Origin of the sequence: Yersinia ruckeri ATCC 29473 (genome assembly GCF_000754815.1) — a bacterium.
In the GTDB taxonomy this organism is placed as follows: Bacteria; Pseudomonadota; Gammaproteobacteria; order Enterobacterales; family Enterobacteriaceae; genus Yersinia; species Yersinia ruckeri.
In genome coordinates, this window is sequence record NZ_KN150747.1 from 3,644,423 (window position 1) to 3,658,896 (window position 14,474).

The following is a 14,474-nucleotide window of genomic DNA, read 5'->3' on the forward strand; positions in this document are numbered from 1 at the left end:
CTCTTTAAAGTTGCTTATCAGTAGGTCAACTCCGGGTAACCCGTTGAATTGAACCGCCGTATTAGAAACCGCTGTCGGCCATTGCCAATGTCGTATCCAACATTCTATTGGCAAAGCCCCATTCATTATCGCACCACACCAGAGTCTTGATCAGGTGCTGCCCACTGACCCGCGTTTGGGTACCATCAACAATGGCACTGTGCGGATCGTGGTTAAAATCGGTCGACACCAATGGTAATTCCGTATAGTCAACTATACCACGAAATGAGCCCATTGCCGCCTTTTGCAAAAGCTGGTTGACGTCGCTCACCCGGACGGAGCTGCTCACACTGACGCTCAAATCGATCGCCGTGACGTTGATTGTCGGTACACGTACCGAGATAGCTTCAAACCTATCGCAAAACTTCGGAAATATACGGGTAATGCCCACCGCCAGCTTGGTATCAACCGGAATAATCGATTGACTGGCCGCTCGGGTGCGCCGTAAATCCTGATGATAAGCATCAATAACCGGCTGGTCATTCATCGCAGAATGGATGGTGGTGACAGTACCGGATTCGATGCCATAGGCGTCGTCCAGCAGCTTAATAATGGGAATAATGCAATTGGTCGTACAAGAGGCGTTGGAAACAATCCGATGTTCTGCCCGTAGATCCTGATGGTTAACCCCATAGACCACGGTGGCATCCAAATCATGGCTACCTGGATGAGCAAACAGCACCTTCCTGGCACCGGAGGCCAAGTGCGCCTCGCCATCCTGACGGGAACCATACACGCCGCTGCAATCCAGTACCACATCAACGTCCAGCTCATCCCAGGGCAGTTGGGCTATTTCTGGCTGATGGAACAACTGGATAATATCGTCCCCGACATATAATTTGTCACACTCTTGACGCACATCCCAAGCGAAACGACCATGGCTGGAATCATACTTAAGCAGATGAGCCATACCTTCCGCGTTTGCCAGTTCATTAATGGCAACCACTGAAATTTCTGCCCGACGGCCAGATTCATACAGCGCACGTAATACACTACGACCAATACGCCCAAAGCCATTTATCGCTATGCGGATTGTCATGTTACTCCCTGTTTTATGGTTATCTTCATGCAACCTCATAGAGTACTGTAGCGTGCGGTCTGATATTCATCGCTTTATCACATTTCAGAAAATCATACTGTCAGTATGCGTCATATTGTTCCTGACAGGCTGTGATAATGAACCACAACTGAAACGCTTCAGCCAGAATAAACCAAACGAGGTACAAAGGGAATATCTTGCTGATAAAGGGTAGATATCTATCTTTTTTTCGCGAAAAACAGACAAAAAAAAGGCCGCAGAAGCGACCTTTTAACATCGATATTACCAGGGGATACCTTCCCCTTTACACATTGAAAACAGGGGCGGTTACTTCAACAGCGCCTGAGCTTTCGCAACGACATTTTCAACGGTAAAACCGAACTCTTTGAACAGCAGATCTGCCGGAGCAGACTCGCCGAAGCTGGTCATACCCACTACGGCACCGTTCAGACCAACATATTTGTACCAGTAGTCTGCAATACCCGCTTCCACTGCAACGCGTGCGCTAACCGACGCAGGCAGAACAGATTCGCGGTAAGCTGCGTCTTGTTTATCAAATGCATCGGTAGATGGCATAGAAACAACACGGACTTTACGCCCTGCGGTAGTCAGTTGATCTGCGGCAGCAACCGCCAGCTCAACTTCAGAACCGGTAGCAATGAAGATCAGCTCTGGCTGACCAGCGCAATCTTTCAGGATATAACCACCTTTGGCGATGTTAGCCAACTGCACCGCATCACGTGGCTGCTGCGCCAGATTTTGACGAGAGAAGATCAGTGCGCTTGGGCCGTCTTTACGTTCCAATGCGTACTGCCATGCTACCGCAGATTCAACCTGGTCACATGGACGCCATGTGCTCATATTTGGCGTAACACGCAGACTCGCCATTTGCTCAACTGGCTGATGGGTTGGGCCATCTTCACCCAGACCGATAGAGTCATGAGTGTAAACGAAAATGCTACGAATCTTCATCAGAGCAGCCATACGCACTGCGTTACGCGCGTATTCGACGAACATCAGGAAGGTTGCACCGTAAGGGATAAAACCGCCGTGCAGGGCAATACCGTTCATGATGGCGGACATACCAAATTCACGCACACCGTAATGAATGTAGTTACCGGCGATGTCATCGTTCAAAGCTTTCGAGCCAGACCACATAGTCAGGTTGCTTGGTGCCAAATCAGCAGAACCGCCCAAGAATTCAGGTAGCACTTTACCGAAAGCTTCCAACGCATTTTGTGATGCTTTACGGCTGGCGATGTTAGCTGGGTTAGCCTGCAACTGCTCAATGAATTTTCTGGATTCTATTTCCCAGTTGGCGGGTAGTTCACCGCTTACGCGACGTTTGAATTCAGCAGCCAGTTCCGGGAAAGCTTTAGCATAGGCAGCAAACTTCTCGTTCCAAGCCGCTTCTTTGGCTTTGCCTGCTTCTTTCGCATCCCAGGCCGCGTAGATATCCTGTGGAATTTCGAAGGCTGAGTATTTCCAGCCCAGCACTTCGCGAGTTGCGGCCACTTCTGCAGCACCCAAAGGTGCGCCATGGGAATCGTGGGTACCGGCTTTGTTTGGCGAACCGAAACCGATAACGGTTTTACACATCAGCAACGAAGGTTTATCCGTAACTTTATGTGCTTCTTCGATCGCCGCTTTGATCGCGTCTGCGTTATGGCCATCTACATGGCGAACGACATGCCAGCCATAGGCTTCGAAGCGTGCGGCAGTATCATCGGTAAACCAGCCTTCAACGTGGCCGTCGATGGAAATACCGTTGTCATCGTAAAATGCGGTCAGTTTACCCAATTTCATGGTACCGGCCAGAGAGCACACTTCGTGAGAAATGCCTTCCATCATGCAGCCGTCACCCATAAAGGCGTAGGTATGGTGATCAACAATATCGTGCCCTGGGCGGTTGAACTGCGCGCCCAGCGTGCGCTCGGCAATCGCAAAACCCACTGCGTTGGCAATACCCTGCCCCAATGGGCCGGTAGTGGTTTCTACGCCGGCAGTGTAGCCGTATTCCGGGTGACCCGGAGTTTTCGAATGCAACTGACGGAAGTTCTTCAGCTCTTCCATCGGCAAATCGTAACCGGTGAGGTGCAACAAGCTGTAGATCAACATGGAGCCGTGACCGTTGGACAGCACGAAGCGGTCACGGTCAGCCCAGTGTGGATTGGTTGGATTATGGTTCAGGTAATCACGCCACAGGACTTCGGCAATATCTGCCATACCCATAGGGGCTCCGGGGTGGCCGGAATTCGCTTTCTGCACGGCGTCCATGCTAAGGGCGCGGATCGCGTTGGCAAGCTCTTTACGAGAGGTCATGTTTTACTCCAGGTCGGATTTAAAAAGCGTTCAAGTCTACCATTTTCTCAGACTCGATATTGAAACGGCAATCACTAAAAACAAATGAAGGCAACTTCCATGACGCTACAGCAGAATCTGTTAGTTTTTCAGATTAAAGCTATCGCTCTAGCGTTGATTACGCGTTACCTTCGCAACCCACCGACAGCCACGTCAACGGTCAATTATCGCCAGTCAGATTAGAGGAAGCTGCTCTGATGCAACAGCTATTAATACAATTGCTGTAATGTAGCAATCAACCTGACTGAATTGAATCACATAGCGTTATTACATCACATAACCATCGACTAAACCTTATCATCAGTGTTTACCCTGCCTGCTGAGTGCTGGCAGGGTTATTTTCAATAGTATTAACTTTCAATAATTTCCACTTGAATTCGCCCCGCCTCTACCCGCACTGGATAAGTTTGCAGGTCGCGATCGCCCGGCTCCCGTAAACACTGGCCGGTTCGTACATCAAACACCGCGCCGTGCAACATACATTCAATCGTGCCCTCATCAAAAAAACCGGGGCTGAGTAACGCGTTGGCGTGGGGGCAAATATCATCCATCGCAAAATACTCACCATCAATAATATAAATCCCAATCCGTTTATCCCCCACACGAGCGGAGAAAGGTGAATCCGGTTTGACATACGATACTTCACATACATTCAGCCAGCTCATTTTATCACTCCATTTATCATGAGAAACAGGTGTCAGCCCACTGATCTGAGTGTGGTTGATTTTACGTGTTATGCGGGAAATGAGTGCGACGCAGTAAAGAAAAATGGAGGAGATAAAAATAACAAGGGCAAACCGAAGTCTGCCCTAGGGTAACAACCGATAAATCCGTTAGCTATTACTCATCTTCGAGATAAGTGTAACCATATAAACCGGCCTCGAACTCTTCCAGGAACTGGGCTTGCAGCTCTGGTGCCAGATCGGTTTCTTTTACCTGATCGCGGAAGTGATTCAACAGTTTTTCCGGATCCAACTGCACATAGGCCAGCATATCTGCCACGGTGTCGCCTTCATCGGTTTGTTCCACTTCAACAGTACCGTCAGGGAAAACAAACACATCGACGGCGGCAGTATCACCGAACAGGTTATGCATGTTGCCCAGAATTTCCTGATAAGCACCCACCATAAAGAAGCCCAGCGCTGGTGGGTTTTCTGGATCGTACGGAGGCATTGGCAACGTGGTGGCCACACCGTCACCATCGACATAATGATCGATAGTCCCGTCGGAATCGCAGGTAATATCCAACAGTACCGCACGACGCTCTGGTGGTTTATCCAAGCCTTCCAGCGGCAGAACCGGGAACAGTTGATCGATGCCCCACGCGTCCGGCATTGACTGGAACAGTGAGAAGTTGACGTACAGTTTGTCCGCCATGCGTTCTTGTAGTTCGTCAATAATCGGGCGATGTGCGCGGTTACTTGGATCTAACTGTTGCTGGATCATATTGCAGATAGTCAGGTACTGCTGCTCAGCCCAGGCTCGTTGGGTCAGATCCAACATCCCGTGGGCGTATTGGGTATGCACATCGTGCAAATCCATCTGACTGTCATGCAGCCATTCGCGCAGCGAACGACGGCTTTCCGGCCGCTGCATTTCCTGCCAGGTATCCCACAGACTTTCCAGCGCGCGAGGTGCATCTTCTGCCGGTGCCTGCGGTTCGCTAAATTCGTTGCGTTCTACGCCGATAACATTGGAAACCAGCACGGTATGATGCGCGGTGACTGCACGGCCTGACTCGGTAATCACGGTAGGATGCGGCAAACCGTGCTCATTGCAGGCGTCGCCAATCCCCCAAATCACGTTATTGGCGTATTCATTCAGACCATAGTTTACCGAGCAATCAGATTGGGAGCGCGTTCCTTCGTAATCTACGCCTAAACCACCGCCCACATCGAAGCACTGGATATTCACACCCAGTTTATGCAATTCGACGTAGAAACGAGCGGATTCACGTACACCAGTGGAAATATCGCGAATGTTGGAAAGCTGGGAACCCAAATGGAAGTGCAGCAATTGCAGGCTATCCAGTTTGTCGGCTTCACGCAGCATTTCAACCAGTTGCAAAACCTGTGTCGCCGATAAGCCAAACTTGGACTTTTCGCCACCACTGGCCTGCCATTTACCGGAACCTTGTGACGCCAAGCGAGCACGGACGCCCAAGCGCGGCACGACGTCCAAACGCGCGGCTTCTTCCAGTACCATTTTGATTTCTGACATCTTCTCGATGACCAGATACACTTTATGGCCCAGTTTTTCGCCGGTCAGCGCCAAACGGATATATTCACGATCTTTATAACCATTACAGACAATCACAGAACGGGTCATGCCTGCGTGCGCCAGCACTGCCATCATTTCTGCTTTTGAACCCGCCTCCAGCCCCAAAGGTTCACCAGAATTCACCAAGGATTCAATCACTCGGCGATGCTGGTTCACTTTTATCGGATAAACCAGGAAGTAGTTACCCTGATAGCCAAACTCTTCGCGCGCACGTTTAAACGCTGCGTTGATTGAACGCAGACGATGCTGCAAAATTTGCGGGAAACAGAATAAAGCAGGTAGACGCTGCCCACGCTCTTCCTGCATATCCTTGACCAGTTGCGCCAGATCGACTCGTGCCTGAGGGACGTCTGGATCAGGACAAACACTGATATGGCCCAATTCGTTGACGTCAAAATAGTTTCCGCCCCAGTAGGCGACGTTATAAGTGCGCAGCATTTTGCTGGCATTACGATCATTCATGGCAACCTCCTGCATGGAGCGTAAAGAAACATGTGCGCCCGCAGTAGACGGACGGCCAATCAAGTTATCATCAGACATAATTCGCCTCTATTGCGATACTGACGATAAAGTCAGCCACTATCGCAGCTACAACCTGCAAGGACAACCCGTGTGCGCGCCGTTTAAGCTGATTAATGCGTTGTAAAGCACCGCATTACCGCGAGTTATCACTCAGATAATTGTAAAACACATTTAAATGTAAAATACGTTTAACGAAACATACGTATTGAGATTTCGTGAATCGGATGTCGCACACGCCGGGAAAGATAGACGGCTGACGACCCAGATTCAGTACTTCAGGCGACCGTTAACCAGCCCGCGAATCCTGAGTGGCACCCATATGGGTGTAACATCGGGTTGATGGTATACAAGAAAGGAAGGTTGCAAGGGGGGATTGAACGTCAGAACGACGCAGCTGTTGATGTGCAGCAACCAATAGACAACGGATCATTAATCCAACCACCTCCACGCATGTCGTTCACGATTGAACGAGCAAGACTGATTAAATAGCCCAAAAAAGTAACAGTTTGATGACGCCGCCACCTAAGTCAAAGTTGTCAACGGGGTTATTACCGCCAACATACCTCAATTAAACAATGAGCTAATGCCATTTTCTGCCATCTTCTTCATTGCGTATCAAATAAGCTGCGCGCGCAGTTTATACCTAGAACAGAGGGAAAATGCAAAATGAAAATGGTTGAATAACTGTTTCAATAGGTAAAAAAATTGCCGCAGGGACTCACTCAGCATGATTTGATGTCAAAAAGAGCTGGTAATAAGGTTTAAAGGTGACCTAAAATAGCCATCCAGATGTTAATCCGTCCATACTATCATGATGGATATGATTAATAGGCCGCTATCGGCTCTCTTTTTTAGATTACTGCTTGAGGCTTTGCCTAAGGGGGCGTTGTAGGACTGTAGGATCAGAAAATGAGCGTCATTCGTTCAACTGATTCACACCGCAACGCTATGCAGTGATTCTTTAACCCGAACACCAAGGTAAAGGATAAAATGGCTAAACACCTTTTCACATCAGAATCCGTTTCAGAAGGGCATCCTGATAAAATCGCCGACCAGATTTCCGACGCCGTACTCGACGCGATCCTGGAGCAGGATCCTAAAGCACGTGTTGCCTGCGAAACCTATGTTAAAACCGGCATGGTGATGGTTGGCGGTGAAATCACCACCAGCGCTTGGGTCGATATCGAAGAAATTACTCGCAATACCATTCGCGAGATTGGCTATGTTAATTCTGATATGGGCTTTGATGCGAATTCCTGCGCGGTACTGAGCGCTATTGGCAAACAGTCTCCTGATATCAACCAGGGCGTTGACCGTGCCGATCCCCTGGAACAAGGCGCTGGCGATCAGGGCCTGATGTTTGGCTACGCGAGCAACGAAACCGATGTGCTGATGCCTGCGCCTATTACTTACGCTCACCGTTTGGTTCATCGTCAGTCTGAAGTGCGTAAAAACGGCACTCTGCCTTGGTTGCGTCCCGATGCCAAAAGCCAGGTGACTTTCCAATATGAAGACAACAAAATTGTGGGTATTGATGCCGTCGTGCTGTCAACTCAGCATTCCGAAGACATCGGGCTGAAAGACCTGCAAGAAGCGGTGATGGAAGAAATCATCAAGCCGGTTCTGCCAGCCGAGTGGCTGTCTGCCAGCACCAAGTATTTCATCAACCCAACGGGTCGTTTTGTTATCGGTGGCCCCATGGGTGACTGCGGTCTGACCGGTCGTAAAATTATCGTTGATACTTACGGCGGCATGGCTCGTCACGGTGGCGGTGCATTCTCCGGTAAAGATCCTTCTAAAGTTGACCGTTCTGCCGCTTATGCTGCGCGTTACGTGGCGAAAAATATTGTCGCAGCCGGTTTGGCTGAACGTTGTGAAATTCAGGTTTCCTACGCTATCGGCGTAGCAGAGCCGACTTCCATCATGGTGGAAACCTTCGGTACTGGGAAAGTCCCTGCAGAACAGCTAATGTTGCTGGTTCGCGAGTTCTTCGACCTGCGTCCATACGGTTTAATCCAAATGCTGGATCTGTTACAACCGATCTACCGGGAAACCGCATCTTATGGTCACTTTGGTCGCGAACACTTCCCTTGGGAAGCCACTGACAAAGCTGAACTACTGCGTGATGCTGCTGGCCTGAAATAAATTCTCAAGCCTGTATGCCTCCAGCTTAACACCTCAATTTCACGGGGTGTTAAGCTTAACGGCCAAGTGGTCGTAGTGATGAAAACCGGTAGCTCGTTAAACGCCGTGAATACGTTCTTGTTTGGCGCAGACGCTTGACTCGTCTACCAGCCTTCTTCACCAGAGATCGCAGGGGCGAGGTTTGTCAGCAGTCTGAAATTTTTTTATGCCTGACGATTTGCCCTCACGCGCTCAATCAGTCTAAAAATCGCCATTCCTGCTATCATTGCCAATGTAAATATCACCCCTTTGCTGACGCCCGCCCCGACCAAGACCAACGCCGGTCCTGGACAAATCCCGGCCAATCCCCAACCCATGCCGAATAACAGGCTGCCGCCAATTAAACGCCGGTCAATCTTTGTTGCCACCGGTAATTGCATGGGTAATCCCAACAGGCTAATACGGCGTTTGTTCGTCAAGAAAAAGGCGAATGTTCCCACCAGAATCGCGCCGGCCATCACTAGCCCCAAAGACGGATCCCACAGGCCACTGATATCGAGAAATCCTAATACTTTCGCCGGATTGGCCATTCCAGCCACTATTAGTCCCAATCCAAAAAGCAGCCCAGCCAGCAAAGAAAATAACAGTTTCATTTTATTGTCCTAAGCCAATACATGACGAACCAGCCATACCGTCAGGAACCCACTGAACATAAAGCTCAACGTGGCCACCAACGAACGTAGAGAAAAACGGGATAAGCCACAGACGCCGTGACCGCTGGTACAACCGGAACCATAGCGGGTACCAATACCAACCAGTAATCCAGCCACCACCAGTGTGCCAATATCAGCATTGATCTCAATGGTCGGCAGTGGCCTAAACAGCGCGTAAAGGAACGGAGAAACGATCAGACCAAGCAAGAACATCAGACGCCAGCCAATATCCCCTTTCCCCGCACCAAGTAACCCGCCCATAATGCCGCTGATACCGGCAACTCTCCCGTTGAAAAGCCAGAATAGCGCCACCGCAGCACCTAATATGACACCGCCGACTAACGCCGAATACGGGGTAAAATTAGCCCAATCTATCGTCATATTCTCGTCCTCACCCTTTCGGGCAGTAAAGTTGATACAAGGTGTGTAAAATTGCCAGAATCCGCGGATCAGCGATGGAATAATAAATACGCTTTCCTTCTCGCCGCGTGGTGACCAGCCCTTCTGCACGCAATACGCCTAATTGCTGCGATAGCGTCGGTTGACGAATATCCAGTAAGACTTCAAGTTCACTGACCGATTTCTCTCCCTGACTGATCTGACACAACAACAGCAACCGATCTTCGTTTGCCAGCATGCGCAGCGCGCGGCTGGCTTCTGCCGCCGCCAGTTTCATCTGACTCATGCTCAATTGGGTGTTATCACTCATTCTGTCTCCCGCCATCTCACCATTCATTATATAAAAACATATAATATTATTTAGTGATATGTAATTCGTGCGCATTGTTTGCCAATTATCGTCAGGTGTAACCAAAAACCAGGGGATTTATTAATTGTCTGCTGAAAACAATCGCCTGAATCCGCAGCTTGCATCTGGCTATCTGGCGCATTATTCTTCCGCACTATGAGCTTATTAAGAATTCCCATCGCCCTGCAACAAGGGGTTATGCAGTGCCTGCGCCAGAAATTACAATTGGCGAATCAACATTTGTCCAACCAGTATCCGGAGCCAAAAATCAACTACCATCAGCGCGGAACCAGCGCCGGTAGCGCGTATTTACAAGCCTGGGAAATTCGCCTAAATCCGATATTATTATTAGAAAATAAACAGCCTTTTATTGATGAAGTTGTGCCTCACGAATTGGCTCACCTGCTGGTGTTTCGCCAATTTGGCCGGGTGGCACCCCACGGTAAAGAGTGGCGCTGGATGATGGAAACGGTTTTGCAGGTGCCCGCCCGCCGAACCCATAAGTTTGAAATTGCTTCCGTACTGAGTAAAACGTTCCCTTATCGCTGTCGTTGCCAGCAACATGACCTCACGGTACGTCGCCATAATCGGGTATTACGCGGAGAGAGCGAATACCGCTGCCGCTATTGCGGAGAAAAACTGCAATTTATGGTGACACAACCATCTTAGTTATTTGATTTACTGGATAAAAAACCACTTCTTTATTTGCCTGTACTCATAATCTTCTATAACCTGCGTGCTTTTCCATATTTGAGTCATTTTGGAACATGTTACGCAAAATTTTGTTGGTTCTAGTGAGTTCTTCCTCATTATTCTCTCCGGTCAGTCATGGCCAAAGTATTAATAACTTTTCTCAAGCCAAGGCCGCCGCCGCCAAAATTCATCAGGATGCGCCCGGTACTTTCTATTGTGGTTGCAAAATTCAGTGGCAAGGCAAGAAAGGTCTTCCCGATCTGAACAGTTGTGGTTATCAGGTACGCAAAAATACTAAACGGGCAGAACGTATCGAATGGGAACATGTGGTACCCGCCTGGCAATTCGGCCATCAACGTCAGTGCTGGCAAGATGGTGGTCGCAAAAACTGCAATAAAGATCCGGTCTATCGTCAAATTGAAACTGACCTGCATAACCTACAACCTGCTATTGGTGAGGTGAATGGCGATAGAAGCAATTTTATGTACAGCCAATGGAAAGGTGGCGAAGGACAGTACGGCCAATGTGCCATGAAAGTAGATTTCAAGAACAAGCAAGCTGAGCCACCCGCCCGTGCCCGCGGTGCAATTGCCCGAACCTACTTCTATATGCGTGATCAATATCAATTACGCCTTTCCAACCAGCAGACCCGACTTTTTGACGTCTGGAATCGTCAATATCCGGTTGATAGCTGGGAATGCCGGCGGGATGAGCGCATTGCCAAAGTTCAGGGTAACCACAATCCTTATGTACAACAGGCTTGCCAGCAGCAAAAAAGCTAACCGACGCTATTGACCAATATCCCCGCAGCTCTGTTATCCTGCGGTTATCCTTTTATTTCGCGTCGTTAACCGGCGGCGCGCTAAAACTTTCGTTACGGAAGCAAGAGCGTATCCATGCGTATACCCCGCATTTATCATCCACAGCCGTTGTCGGCTCATACTGAACTGGCTCTCAGCGATGACGCCGCTAACCATGTAGGCCGCGTGTTACGCATGAGCGAAGGGCACCACCTGCAATTGTTCGACGGTAGTAATCAGGTATTCAGTGCGGAAATTATTCATGTAGATAAAAAAAGTGTCCACGTACACCTCGGTGAAGCCGCGCTAGAAGATCGAGAGTCCCCGTTAAACCTGCATTTAGGTCAGGTCATTTCTCGTGGTGAAAAAATGGAATTCACCATTCAGAAATCCATTGAGCTGGGCGTCAACGTGATTACGCCTCTATTTTCAGAGCGTTGTGGCGTAAAACTGGACGGTGAGCGTTTAGCGAAGAAAATTCAACAATGGCAAAAAATTGCAATTGCTGCCTGTGAACAATGTGGCCGTAACACCCTGCCGGAAATCCGTGAGGCCATGCAATTAGAAGCCTGGTGTGCCGAGCAGGACGATAGCCTGAAGCTGAATCTGCATCCACGCGCCAGCAACAGCATCAATACCTTGCCGCTACCGGTGAACAGGGTTCGCCTGTTAATCGGCCCGGAAGGCGGTTTGACTGCCGACGAAATTGAGATGACCTCACACCACGGATTTACTGATATCCTGCTAGGGCCACGCGTTTTGCGTACAGAAACGACCGCACTCACCGCAATCACTGCCTTACAAGTGCGTTTCGGCGATCTGGGTTAAAGGAGAAAAGAATGATCAAGCTCGGCATCGTGATGGACCCCATCTCATCCATCAATATTAAAAAAGACACCAGTTTCGCCATGCTGATGGAAGCACAGCGCCGCGGTTATGAATTACATTATATGGAGATGAACGATCTTTATCTTCACGCTGGCGAAGGCCGCGCTCGTACCCGTTTACTGACGGTTAAAGAAGATTACAACGCGTGGTTCAGCTTCGGCACTGAGCAAGATCTGCCGCTGGACGATCTTAACGTCATTCTGATGCGTAAAGATCCGCCGTTTGATACCGAATTTATCTATGCGACCTACATTCTGGAACGTGCGGAAATCAAAGGTACACTGGTGGTAAATAAGCCACAAAGCCTGCGTGACTGTAACGAAAAACTGTTTACTGCCTGGTTCCCGGAATTGACGCCCGATACTTTAGTCAGCCGCAATAAAGACCTTATCCGTAAATTCCACCAGCAGCACGGCGATATTATCCTAAAACCGTTGGATGGCATGGGTGGCGCATCTATTTTCCGCGTGAAAAAAGACGATCCTAATCTGTCAGTCATTATCGAAACACTGACCGAGCATGGTAGCCGTTTCTGTATGGCGCAGAACTTTCTGCCCGCCATTACCGAAGGTGACAAACGCATTCTGGTGGTCGACGGCGAGCCAGTGCCTTATTGCCTGGCGCGAATTCCGGCACAGGGTGAAACTCGAGGCAATCTGGCGGCCGGTGGTCGTGGCGAAGCACGCCCTCTCAGTGAAAGCGACTGGAAAATTGCCAGAGCAGTGGCACCTACGCTAAAAGAAAAGGGACTCATTTTTGTCGGCCTGGATATTATTGGCGATCGTCTGACTGAAATTAACGTCACCAGTCCAACCTGTGCCCGCGAAATAGAAGCGGCATTCCCGCAGGTTTCTGTCACTGGAATGCTGATGGATGCGATAGAAAAACGTTTATCCAATAAAAAAGTCTGATTAAAATCACCGGTTATGGCATTTTTACCTGCTGCAACCGGTGACTTTCGCTATTCCCATCTGCATACTGGCGCCTGTTTACCTTTTACTTCAGCGAATTTCCTATAAAACATAATGAATTTACAGAATCACTTCCTTATTGCTATGCCTTCACTACAAGACCCTCAGTTTAAACGCTCGGTGGTTTATATTTGCGAGCACAACGAACAGGGAGCCATGGGTTTAGTGATCAATAAGCCAGTGGAAAAATTCACTGTTGAAACCGTTCTGAAGAAACTTAAAATTACGCCTTCACCTCGCGATCCGGCAATTCGATTGGATAAACCCGTACTGTCTGGCGGCCCTTTGGCTGATGACCGTGGCTTTATTTTGCACTCCCCGCTGACGGGTTTTGGCTCAAGTATCCGTATTTCACCGGAAACCATGATCACCACGTCCAAAGATGTGCTGAAAACACTGGGTACACCGGAACAACCGAAAAATGTATTGGTGGCGCTGGGCTATGCTGGTTGGCAACAAGGCCAGTTGGAGCAAGAGTTGTTAGATAATGCCTGGCTAACGATTGAAGCTGACACTGACATTATCTTCCATACGCCAATTGCCGAACGTTGGCAGCAGGCAGCCAATAAACTGGGCATTAATATTTTCAATATTGCCCCTCAAGCAGGACACGCCTGATGGCTAATCGCACCATTCTTGCCTTCGATTTCGGCACAAAAAGTATCGGTGTTGCTATCGGTCAGGAAATTACCGGCACCGCCCGCGCCCTGACATCCTTTAAAGCTCAGGATGGCACGCCGGATTGGCAACAAGTTGAGAAACTGCTGAAAGAGTGGCAACCGGACCTGGTGGTCGTTGGCTTACCGTTAAATATGGATGGTACCGAGCAACCACTAACGGCCAGAGCACGCAGATTCGCCAACCGTCTACATGGCCGCTTTGGGGTTACGGTAGCTTTACATGATGAACGCCTAAGCACCGTAGAAGCCAGAGCCTATCTGTTCGACAGCGGAGGTTATCGCGCTCTAGATAAAGGCAGCGTAGATGCAGCCTCTGCGGTGATTATTCTGGAAAGCTGGTTCGAGCAACAACCCCGGAAATAGTACCGCAAAAACGTATGATAAATGCCCCAAGCTATCGTATAGGGTCGCATCCTCAGTCTTTTCTAATTTTTCATCAATATATTGATTTTAATTATATTTATTCATATCACATGGACTATCCATGACAGAATCCCGCCAATGTATCCCCATTAACCTATGCACGCGGTACAATAGGGCTTGGCGAATAGTTTTAGCTGACATAGTATGCTGCCCCGCGATGATATTGGCGGATGAAATTGGGCAATAGTGGCCT

Annotated in this window: 15 protein-coding genes; 7 read left to right on the forward strand and 8 right to left on the reverse strand. The window is 49.2% G+C overall.

What is annotated here, in order from left to right; all coding sequences use genetic code 11:
• Positions 1–61: 61 nt before the first annotated feature.
• From epd to DJ39_RS18500, 5 genes are all read right to left on the reverse strand, one after another.
• Positions 62–1,078 carry an erythrose-4-phosphate dehydrogenase gene (gene epd / locus DJ39_RS16435; protein ID WP_038241008.1) on the reverse strand — a complete coding sequence of 339 codons (1,017 nt, stop codon included), beginning with the start codon at positions 1,076–1,078 and terminating at the stop codon, positions 62–64.
• A 327-nt stretch (positions 1,079–1,405) separates the two neighbouring features.
• On the reverse strand, positions 1,406–3,400 hold the full coding sequence (gene tkt, locus DJ39_RS16440) for a transketolase (RefSeq protein ID WP_038241006.1): 1,995 nt from the start codon (positions 3,398–3,400) through the stop codon (positions 1,406–1,408).
• Between the two features lie 389 nt (positions 3,401–3,789).
• Positions 3,790–4,104 (reverse strand): non-heme iron oxygenase ferredoxin subunit, encoded by a 315-nt coding sequence (locus DJ39_RS16445; protein WP_038251592.1) that lies wholly within the window; start codon positions 4,102–4,104, stop codon positions 3,790–3,792.
• Positions 4,105–4,279: 175 nt separating this feature from the next.
• Complete coding sequence (gene speA / locus DJ39_RS16450; RefSeq protein WP_038241001.1) at positions 4,280–6,259, reverse strand: biosynthetic arginine decarboxylase; 1,980 nt, start codon at positions 6,257–6,259, stop codon at positions 4,280–4,282.
• 268 nt (positions 6,260–6,527) lie between these two features.
• Entirely contained in the window at positions 6,528–6,671 is a 144-nt protein-coding gene (locus DJ39_RS18500; protein ID WP_420804279.1) for a hypothetical protein, read from the reverse strand.
• A 560-nt stretch (positions 6,672–7,231) separates the two neighbouring features.
• Here DJ39_RS18500 and metK point away from each other — a divergent pair.
• Positions 7,232–8,386, forward strand: a complete 1,155-nt coding sequence (metK, locus tag DJ39_RS16455; RefSeq protein ID WP_004719246.1) for a methionine adenosyltransferase — start codon at positions 7,232–7,234, stop codon at positions 8,384–8,386.
• 203 nt (positions 8,387–8,589) lie between these two features.
• On the opposite strand, the gene DJ39_RS16460 is transcribed toward metK, so the two are convergent.
• From DJ39_RS16460 to DJ39_RS16470, 3 genes are read right to left on the reverse strand one after another with little or no spacing between them, the layout of a single operon-like run.
• The gene (locus tag DJ39_RS16460) at positions 8,590–9,018 is read right to left on the reverse strand and encodes a DUF6691 family protein (protein WP_004719247.1); all 429 of its coding nucleotides are present in this window, start codon (positions 9,016–9,018) and stop codon (positions 8,590–8,592) included.
• A gap of 9 nt (positions 9,019–9,027) precedes the next feature.
• Positions 9,028–9,459, reverse strand: coding sequence for a YeeE/YedE family protein (locus DJ39_RS16465; RefSeq protein ID WP_004719250.1), 432 nt, complete (start codon positions 9,457–9,459; stop codon positions 9,028–9,030).
• Positions 9,460–9,469: 10 nt separating this feature from the next.
• The gene (locus DJ39_RS16470; RefSeq protein WP_038240994.1) at positions 9,470–9,787 is read right to left on the reverse strand and encodes an ArsR/SmtB family transcription factor; all 318 of its coding nucleotides are present in this window, start codon (positions 9,785–9,787) and stop codon (positions 9,470–9,472) included.
• A 195-nt stretch (positions 9,788–9,982) separates the two neighbouring features.
• On the opposite strand from DJ39_RS16470, the gene DJ39_RS16475 reads away from it, so the two are divergent.
• The 6 genes from DJ39_RS16475 (at position 9,983) to ruvX (ending at position 14,221) form a co-directional block, all read left to right on the forward strand.
• Positions 9,983–10,495: a SprT family zinc-dependent metalloprotease gene (locus tag DJ39_RS16475; RefSeq protein WP_004719254.1), complete on the forward strand. Its 513-nt coding sequence runs from the start codon at positions 9,983–9,985 to the stop codon at positions 10,493–10,495.
• 98 nt (positions 10,496–10,593) lie between these two features.
• The gene (gene endA / locus DJ39_RS16480; RefSeq protein ID WP_004719255.1) at positions 10,594–11,301 is read left to right on the forward strand and encodes a deoxyribonuclease I; all 708 of its coding nucleotides are present in this window, start codon (positions 10,594–10,596) and stop codon (positions 11,299–11,301) included.
• Between the two features lie 114 nt (positions 11,302–11,415).
• A complete protein-coding gene (rsmE, locus tag DJ39_RS16485; protein WP_004719257.1) occupies positions 11,416–12,147 on the forward strand; it encodes a 16S rRNA (uracil(1498)-N(3))-methyltransferase in 732 nt (243 codons plus the stop codon).
• An 11-nt stretch (positions 12,148–12,158) separates the two neighbouring features.
• Positions 12,159–13,118 (forward strand): glutathione synthase, encoded by a 960-nt coding sequence (gshB, locus tag DJ39_RS16490; RefSeq protein WP_004719260.1) that lies wholly within the window; start codon positions 12,159–12,161, stop codon positions 13,116–13,118.
• 114 nt (positions 13,119–13,232) lie between these two features.
• Positions 13,233–13,796, forward strand: a complete 564-nt coding sequence (locus tag DJ39_RS16495; protein WP_004719261.1) for a YqgE/AlgH family protein — start codon at positions 13,233–13,235, stop codon at positions 13,794–13,796.
• Entirely contained in the window at positions 13,796–14,221 is a 426-nt protein-coding gene (gene ruvX / locus DJ39_RS16500) for a Holliday junction resolvase RuvX (RefSeq protein ID WP_038240988.1), read from the forward strand. Before DJ39_RS16495 ends, ruvX begins: the two co-directional genes overlap by 1 nt.
• The last annotated feature ends 253 nt before the right edge of the window (positions 14,222–14,474 follow it).

Coding starts and splice junctions, on each gene's coding strand:
- metK (WP_004719246.1), top strand. CDS start 7,232: ATGGCTAAACACCTTTTCACATCAGAATCCGTTTCAGAAGGGCATCCT.
- DJ39_RS16495 (WP_004719261.1), top strand. CDS start 13,233: ATGAATTTACAGAATCACTTCCTTATTGCTATGCCTTCACTACAAGAC.
- DJ39_RS18500 (WP_420804279.1), bottom strand. CDS start 6,671: ATGATCCGTTGTCTATTGGTTGCTGCACATCAACAGCTGCGTCGTTCT.
- DJ39_RS16465 (WP_004719250.1), bottom strand. CDS start 9,459: ATGACGATAGATTGGGCTAATTTTACCCCGTATTCGGCGTTAGTCGGC.
- DJ39_RS16460 (WP_004719247.1), bottom strand. CDS start 9,018: ATGAAACTGTTATTTTCTTTGCTGGCTGGGCTGCTTTTTGGATTGGGA.
- endA (WP_004719255.1), top strand. CDS start 10,594: ATGTTACGCAAAATTTTGTTGGTTCTAGTGAGTTCTTCCTCATTATTC.
- speA (WP_038241001.1), bottom strand. CDS start 6,259: ATGTCTGATGATAACTTGATTGGCCGTCCGTCTACTGCGGGCGCACAT.
- DJ39_RS16475 (WP_004719254.1), top strand. CDS start 9,983: ATGAGCTTATTAAGAATTCCCATCGCCCTGCAACAAGGGGTTATGCAG.
- rsmE (WP_004719257.1), top strand. CDS start 11,416: ATGCGTATACCCCGCATTTATCATCCACAGCCGTTGTCGGCTCATACT.
- DJ39_RS16445 (WP_038251592.1), bottom strand. CDS start 4,104: ATGAGCTGGCTGAATGTATGTGAAGTATCGTATGTCAAACCGGATTCA.
- DJ39_RS16470 (WP_038240994.1), bottom strand. CDS start 9,787: ATGAGTGATAACACCCAATTGAGCATGAGTCAGATGAAACTGGCGGCG.
- tkt (WP_038241006.1), bottom strand. CDS start 3,400: ATGACCTCTCGTAAAGAGCTTGCCAACGCGATCCGCGCCCTTAGCATG.
- epd (WP_038241008.1), bottom strand. CDS start 1,078: ATGACAATCCGCATAGCGATAAATGGCTTTGGGCGTATTGGTCGTAGT.
- ruvX (WP_038240988.1), top strand. CDS start 13,796: ATGGCTAATCGCACCATTCTTGCCTTCGATTTCGGCACAAAAAGTATC.
- gshB (WP_004719260.1), top strand. CDS start 12,159: ATGATCAAGCTCGGCATCGTGATGGACCCCATCTCATCCATCAATATT.